The sequence below is a fragment of the Nocardia pseudovaccinii NBRC 100343 genome (assembly GCF_001613225.1).
Classification (GTDB): Bacteria; Actinomycetota; Actinomycetes; order Mycobacteriales; family Mycobacteriaceae; genus Nocardia; species Nocardia pseudovaccinii.
In genome coordinates, this window is the sequence record NZ_BDBY01000341.1 from 1 (window position 1) to 7467 (window position 7467).

Below are 7467 nucleotides of genomic sequence, written 5' to 3' on the forward strand. Positions count from 1 at the left end.
GGCAGTGCGTTCCGTGCAGGGCGGTGACGGGGAGTCGTCTGACGATGGGGCGCGCTATGGCCGGGCAGATAGTGAATCGTCTGAAGGGACAACGCGTCCCGAGCGCGGAGGTTATGGCGAGTCTTCTGAAGAGAGGGCGCGGCACGGGCGTGCTGGTGAGGGGGAGTCGTCCCGCGGTGCTTCACGTGGTCGCGCGGGCGATGGGGAGTCGGCCAGGGAGGGCGGGAGTCGTGGACGTGACGGGGGGTCGGGTGAGGGTGGCGCTCGGTCGAATCGGGGAGGCGGGCAGGAGCCGCCGGAGGGCCGGTCGGATTCGGGTGATTCGGAGCCGCCGCCGCTGCCCGGCTCGGTGCTGCGCTCCCATATCCCGCATCCGCCGAGGCTGAACCACGAGTACGAGATGCCCGATCCGCCGAGCCGGGCACCGTTCGATCCGACGTGGCCGCAACCGAAGCACCCGCCGGAACCCCCGAAGCCACCACACCCACCGACGGCGCCGCACCCACCGACGCCGCCGCACCCACCGAAGCCACCTGTGCCGCCGCATGAGCCGAAGCCGCCGAAGCCACCTGTGCCGCCGCATGAGCCGAAGCCGCCGAAGCCGCCTGTGCCGCCGCATGAGCCGAAGCCGCCGAAGCCGCCTGTGCCGCCGCATGAGCCGAAGCCGCCGAAGCCACCTGTGCCGCCGCATGAGCCGAAGCCGCCCAAACCTCCGGTGCCACCTACACCACCGGTGCCACCTACACCACCGGTGCCACCTACACCACCGGTGCCGCCTTTCCCACCGACGCCACCGGTGCCGCCCACCACGCCGGTGCCGCCTTTCCTGCCGACGCCTCCGGTGCCTCCGGTGCCGCCAACGACGCCGGTGCCGCCTTTCTCGCCAACGACGCCGGTGCCCCCGTTCCCCCCGGCGGCACCGGAGCCGGTGCCTCCGACGATGCCGGTGCCTCGGGTGCCACCGACCATGCCGGTGCCGCCTTTCTCGCCAACGACGCCGGTGCCCCCGTTCCCCCCGGCGGCACCGGAGCCGGTGCCTCCGACGATGCCGGTGCCTCCGGTGCCTCCGACGACGCCGGTTCCGCCTATCCTGCCGACGATGCCGGTGCCTCCGGTGCCACCGACCACGCCGGTGCCCCCTTTCCCGCCGACGATGCCGGGACCCACGGAGCCGCCGACCACGCCGGAACCCCCGCAACCCTCAACGTTCCCACCCCACGACCCGACGACACCCCCGCACGACCGGGTACACCCACCGTCATCAGGCCACCCGTCGGAACCCCCGAACCGCCCGGGTACTTCCATGCCTTCGGAGCCACCCGACCAGCACCACTCCGCTGCCCCACTGTCTCCCGGCCGACCCGACGCATCCCACCAACCGATCAACCCCGTTGCACCGCAACAAGACCGAACAACTCCACCGCCGATGACACCTCCGCCCATCGGCGCATCACCACCCTCCCGAAACGGCCAAGGTTCCAACGGCCACCGAAACCGTCCATCCCAGAACGGGAACAGCGCAACCCTTTTCGTCCAACCCTTCTCGGGCTTCGGCGTGCCCGCACACTTCGACCCAGAAACCGGCGCACTCCGAGCTGTCGGCGGCGGAATCGGCCCGCAACTCGGCGTATACGGCGATCTCGGCGACACACCGGTCGTCTTCTACCGTGACCCCTCTGGCCTCGCCCTACGCGTCGGCGACAACACAATCAACCTCGACACCCCCTTCGTCGCAATCGAATGGGAACCCGCAGGGAACCGCCAAACCCGCTTCGCCGTCACCGCCTCCGGCACCGTGGTCTGCCAACTCCTGTATCGCTCGCTCCCACCCGAACTCGACTTAGGCCGCCTGATCCACGACGTCTGCGCCACCCCCACCCGCCGCACCCAAATCTTCACCCGCTGACCCATGGCACACCGCATCCCACAACCTGCTCGGTGGCTGGTGCCGCGTCGAGCGAGCTTCTGAGGTAATCGAGATCCGTCGAGCGCAGTCGTATGGCGGTGCCGCGGGGCGTGTCGTGCCGCGTTCGACTGCGCTCGGCGAGCGAGCCGGACCTGATACGCGCGGCCACCTATCTGGACGCTCGCTGCTCGACCATGTATTCGTGCAGGTCCGCCAGCTAATTCGGCTGCGGTACCGCACAATTGGGTGCAGATGAAGGTCTGCTGGAGGAAGTCATGAATACGCGCAAGCTCCTGCTGGTGTCATTGCTGTCCGTGCCGCTGTTGACAGCCGGTTGCGCACACCAGAATTCGAAACCGATATCCCAGGCCGTGCCGCATCCGCCCGCCGCGCACGAGGCCGCACGGGTGCCGGTCGGTCCGGGCCCATCGGGGACCTATACGGTGCAGCCGCAACCGGCCGAGGGCAGCTGCCATTTCGGCAAGTCCGCCAGCGGTCAGCCGCTGCCGGATCCGGCGTGCACCCCGGGCGCGACCAACCCCAAGGTCACCGCCGACACCTTGGGCAGCACCATTTGCGCCAGCGGCTACACGTCCTCGATCCGCCCGCCAGCCAACATCACCAACCGCGAAAAGGACGCCAACGCCAAGTCCTACGGGTACACCGGCACGCTGCACGACGCCGAATACGACCACCTGGTCTCGCTGGAACTCGGCGGCGACCCCAACGACCCGCGCAACCTGTGGGTGGAGCCACCTTCCCCCGACCACAAGCCCGGTGCCGGACCCAACAACCCGAAGGACACCGTCGAGAACCAACTGCATTCGCTGGTCTGCTCGGGCAAGGTGGCACTGACCGACGCCCAGGACGCCATCGTCGCCGACTGGACCACCGCCCTCGCCACCGTCGGCCATCCCGACGGAAAGTAGCGGTCGATAACGAGTCGGACTCCGATCGATTTCTTCCTTCAGTAACGGTTAAGCCCCAAGCTTTGGTGAATCGCGTATCTCGGCGCTGTGCCAGGATAGGAACGGTAATAGGCTCGGGCACTGCGCGTGCGTTCCCATGCGCGGTGCGCAGATGAGGGAGATTGCGGCGACGTGACCACACCTGATGGCGAAGCACGCGGCGACAAGTCGAATGAAGAGCCGACCCCGAATCACGAGCAGCGCGCGGCGGTACCGGATGGCGACGCGGAGTTCATGGCTGAGTTCATGAAGGCATTCGAGGCGGCCGACGACAGCCCAACCGAGGAAAAGGACGAAGACGCCCCGGATATCGGCTTCACCCTCGACGAACCGGTAGACGTCGCCGAGCAGGCCGAACAGCTCATGCACCGGATCGCCCGCGCGCTCGCGGCCGGTGGCCCACCGGGCTGGCGGCGCCTGGAGGCCGTCTTCGCGATGACCACGAGCACCGAAATCGGGTTGGTGACCTTCGCCGATGACGAGCAGCGCGAGGCGCGGGTCCAGCCTGCCGATGAGGTGGTCGAACTGGTCCGCGAACAGCGGCATCTTTCCGCTCAACTGAGCGATGGCCCCTGGTGGCGGCTGTTGATCGAGTTGGCGAGTACCGGCGAGATCGAGGTCGATTACGACTACGGTGACGAGCCCTTCCCGGACGATCAGCTATTCCTTCCCGAGGTCTATCTCGCGGATTTGCAGGCGTATCCGCGCGACCGGCTGCCGGTTTGGCTCGCGGCCTATATCGGCCACGGTGACCGGCAATCGCGCCCGGCGGCCGCGGCGGCCGCGCAGGCCAGGGCGGACCGGGAGACCGGTGTGCGCCCGGTACTGTCCGAGCGGGACTTTCCGGCCTTCCCGGTGCTGTCGGCTCGCTGGGCGATTATCGCGGCTGCTTTCGTGGCCGCCGGATCACAGTGGGGACCAAGGGTTTTGCCCGCTCTCGGCTGGTTCGAAGGTTCGAAACGCAGCGGGTCGACCCTGTATGCCCTGCCGGGTGGTCGCGCGGTGCTGTCCGGTGGCGTGTGGAATGCGCCCGAACTCGATGCGGTCTACAACGGCGCGACGCCGATGCCCGCACTGTATGCCGGTGCCCCGGAATGGGTCGCCAATCCGGTATTGAATCCGCGCGCGGCCAGCGGGCTGTTGTCGTTCTGCTATTGGTGGGACGGCGGTCGGTGGTATCGCGGCGAGTCGCCGACCGCGGACCGGCTCAGCGAGGCGGTGCCCGGCATCTGGACCTCCGATACGGTGGCCGGAGTGATCGCCGGGTTGGTCGCGGAGCACCCGAGCGATGGGCAGCGCGCCGCCGTGGCGAATCTGGTTTCGGCGGCGGAAATCGGTGTGGTGACGCGGGATACGCTCGTCGAGGTCTTCGGTGACGACGGCACCTTCGATATCGACAGCGCCCTGTATCAGCTCACGCTGGCCGGTGTGACGATCACCTTGCCGGAGCCCATCTCGCGGGACGCCGCGATGGCCCAGGTCCGCCAGTTCATTCTGGATCAGAATATGGACACCACCGGCTATCCGCTGGAAGATCTGCGCGCAGACCGGATCAGCGTCGGCTGGATGGTGTACGTGCCGACCGAACCCGGTGAGATCTCGATCGGGCGCGCGATCTTCTATGTCGCCGATGACGGTGTGCTGGAACAATCTTCGTCATCGGTGGCGCCGTCGGTCTATGCCGCGGAGTTCGAGCAGCGCTTCCAGCAGCGGCACGGTTCGGTGCAGACCTAGGATCCGTCGGTGCGCCAGCGATAGCCGAAGCCACGGATGGTGGTGATCAAACCGGGCCGGTCGAGTTTCGCGCGCAATCCCGCCATATGCACATCCAGTGCCCGCGATACCGAGGCCGATGAGTCGCCCCAGATGCGGTCCATCAGCTCTTGCCTGCTCACGGCGGTATCGGGTCGCTCCGCCAGGATCCGAACCAGCTGGAATTCCTTGTGAGTCAGCATGATCGGCACCCCGGCCACCTCGACCTGTCGAGCCATCAGATCCACCCGAACATCTTGGGAGACAACCGCTTCCACGGGCGAGGTGTGGATTACGACGCGACGGGTCACCGTCTCCAGGCGCGCGACCAGCTCCGCGATGCGCGGCGGTTTCACCAGGTAGTCGTCCGCGCCAGAGCGCAGCGCTAGCACCACCGTGCGCTCACCGGCCCGGGCGGTGAGGATCAGCACGGGGACCGAGCTGACTGCACGCAGCCGCCGCAGCACCTCCAGCCCGTCCATATCCGGTAGTCCGAGATCGAGGATCACCGCGTCGTAGTCGCGGTGGGTGCGTAGTAGGTCCGCCCCGCGCCGCTTGCGGTCGACGAGGTAGCCCCGAGCGGTGAGCGCGGCCTGCAGCGCTTCCCCGACTCCGTCATCGTCTTCCACCAGCACAAGCCGCACGCGCCGATCCTTGCAAAGCGAAGGTTCGACGCGCAGCCGTTTGCGGATTGCCATGCTCAACGCACGGCCACCTCGGCATCGGCCTCCGCCTCGATCGCGGAGTTCTTCGAGGTCTCCCGCATGAAGTAGTAGATCGTCAACGAGATCGCGACGTACCAGAAGTACAGCGATTCGTGGTTCGCCTTCTTCGGCGCCAGCGCGATGGTTTCCGCCGAATTGACTAGCTGTGCGGTGGAATCGCCCTCAGGAAAAAAGTCCGAAACTAATTCAGCTTTTGATAATTCGGCCGTGGAAGTCGCAGATGCCCTGGTCGGAGGCCGGAACGAATTCTTAACAGTCTCTTTAGCTAGTCACCATCGGTAACGCGATGCGGGCGCCGATCCGCGTGCCACTATCGAAAAGACATCGATGGCGAGTACGTGCCCAGCACTCGAAACAACAGCGCGCGATCGGTGAATCGATTGTGTTGGAACAGGAACGAGAGCAATGACTCGAGCATCGCGTAGCGATTCCGTCGTCGCCGACCACGGCCGGTACGCCGACACGTTGGTTTCGCGCATCGCGAGCGAGTTGGGGGAACTCGGCCCACTTGGTTGGCAGCGTCTGAACGCGGTATTCGCATTGACCGTGACCGTCGAGTCGGCGCGCGTCGAGTTCACCGGCGAACATCGGCCGGTACGCCTGGAGGTCCCGGAGTCGGTGGTCGCGCTGGTGCGGCGGTATCGTGCCGAGGTCGCCGCGTCCGGCACCGAGCCGTGGTGGCGACTGTTGTTGCGGGCCAACGCATACGGTGATGTCGAGGTCGATTACGACTACGGCGACGAGCCGTTCCCGGCCGACCAGCTCTTCCGTCCGGAGGCGTATCGCGCCGATGTGGCGGCGTATCCGCGGCCGCGACTGCCGGTGTGGTTGGCGGCCTACATGAGTCACCGCGACCGGCAGTGTCGCCGCCCGCGCCGTGCCGTGGCCGCCGCGCTCGTCGACCGGGCGCACGGGGTGACCGCGCGGCCGGTGGACCCGGAACTTCCGTCGTTTCCGCAGTTGTGGGCCCGCTGGGCGATGATTTCGGCCGCGCACGTTGCCGTTTCGTCCGACCGCGGACCACGGGTAGTGCCGTCGAACGGCTGGTTCGAAAGCGGCGGGAACGGCAGCAGCGGCTCCACGCTGTACGCCGTGCCGGGCGGCCGGGCCGTGCTCTCGGGCGGAGTATGGGATGCACCGGCATTGAACGCGGCCTATAACGGCGGCGTCGATCTGCCGAATCTCTATGCGGGAGCGCCGGATTGGGTGACCAATGCGGTGCTGAGCCCACGCGCGGCGGTCGGCTTGCTCTCGTTCTGCTTCTGGTGGGACGGCCAGCGGTGGTACTCCGGGGAATCGCCATCGGTGCAGCAGTGCGGTGTGGCAATGCCGGAAATCTGGCAGTCGCACACCGTGATCGAGACGGTGGCCCGGTTACTGTCGGGGGATCCGGGCACCCGAACACGAACCGCGGTGGCGCGCTCGCTGACTGCCGCAGAGCGCGGGGAGGTCACCCGAGAGCTGTTGGTGGACACCTTCGGTCGCGACGGCGATCTCGAAGCCGCGACGCGTCAGCTGTCGGCGGCCGAGTTGCTCGCGCCGCGGCCGAATCGAGTTCATGCGGTGGGACTTCATATTTTGGACGACAGGCGTCCATGTGATGATCGAATTGTGCTATAGCCCGAGGTCGGTGGAGGGTTCGAGATGAGTGAGGGCTTCCGGGCGACACCGTCCGGGTTGAACAAACCGTCGGCGGACCTGGCCGAGGTCGCGGGCAGAATCCAGGCGATCGTGTCCCGGCTGGATGCGGTGAACACCCCAGAATTGGGGCAGTTGGGGGACGAACGGTCGCGGACCGGAATTCGCCGGGGGCGAAAATGGTTACGAGGCATCCCACGACAATCTGATCAGCGTATTGAACGCCCAAATCGAGACACTGCAGAGCTATTCGCAAGGCGCCACACCGACGCAGGAGTGGCGCTCACCGGAACCGATCAAGCGGGCCGCGACGATTTCGAGAGCATCTGAAGCCACCGAAGTCGAAGTCCGGGCTGGGTGTAGGGGTGCCGGGGTGAGCTAGGAGGGATTCGATGGCGGACGACCTTTCGATCGGACAATTCACCGATCTGATGGAGATGATGCGGGCGGATGTGCGCGAGATATTGCCCGAACGGCC

5 protein-coding genes are annotated in these 7467 nt (G+C 66.8%); 4 read left to right on the forward strand and 1 reads right to left on the reverse strand.

All coding sequences use genetic code 11. The features are described 5' to 3' along the window. Positions 1-1555: 1555 nt before the first annotated feature. The 3 genes from NP3_RS37700 to NP3_RS37715 all read left to right on the forward strand — a co-directional run bounded on the left by NP3_RS37700 (position 1556) and on the right by NP3_RS37715 (position 4608). Positions 1556-1906 carry a hypothetical protein gene (locus NP3_RS37700; protein ID WP_063046501.1) on the forward strand — a complete coding sequence of 117 codons (351 nt, stop codon included), beginning with the start codon at positions 1556-1558 and terminating at the stop codon, positions 1904-1906. A 275-nt stretch (positions 1907-2181) separates the two neighbouring features. Then, a complete protein-coding gene (locus tag NP3_RS37710) occupies positions 2182-2835 on the forward strand; it encodes a hypothetical protein (RefSeq protein ID WP_063046504.1) in 654 nt (217 codons plus the stop codon). Positions 2836-3006: 171 nt separating this feature from the next. Beyond that, positions 3007-4608, forward strand: coding sequence for a hypothetical protein (locus NP3_RS37715; RefSeq protein ID WP_084509526.1), 1602 nt, complete (start codon positions 3007-3009; stop codon positions 4606-4608). Here NP3_RS37715 and NP3_RS37720 read toward each other — a convergent pair. Continuing rightward, on the reverse strand, positions 4605-5270 hold the full coding sequence (locus NP3_RS37720; RefSeq protein WP_063046506.1) for a response regulator transcription factor: 666 nt from the start codon (positions 5268-5270) through the stop codon (positions 4605-4607). The two genes, NP3_RS37715 and NP3_RS37720, sit on opposite strands and share 4 nt — an antisense overlap. A gap of 486 nt (positions 5271-5756) precedes the next feature. Here NP3_RS37720 and NP3_RS37725 point away from each other — a divergent pair, with 486 nt between their 5' ends. After that, on the forward strand, positions 5757-6971 hold the full coding sequence (locus NP3_RS37725; protein WP_063046503.1) for a hypothetical protein: 1215 nt from the start codon (positions 5757-5759) through the stop codon (positions 6969-6971). Positions 6972-7467: the final 496 nt, after the last annotated feature.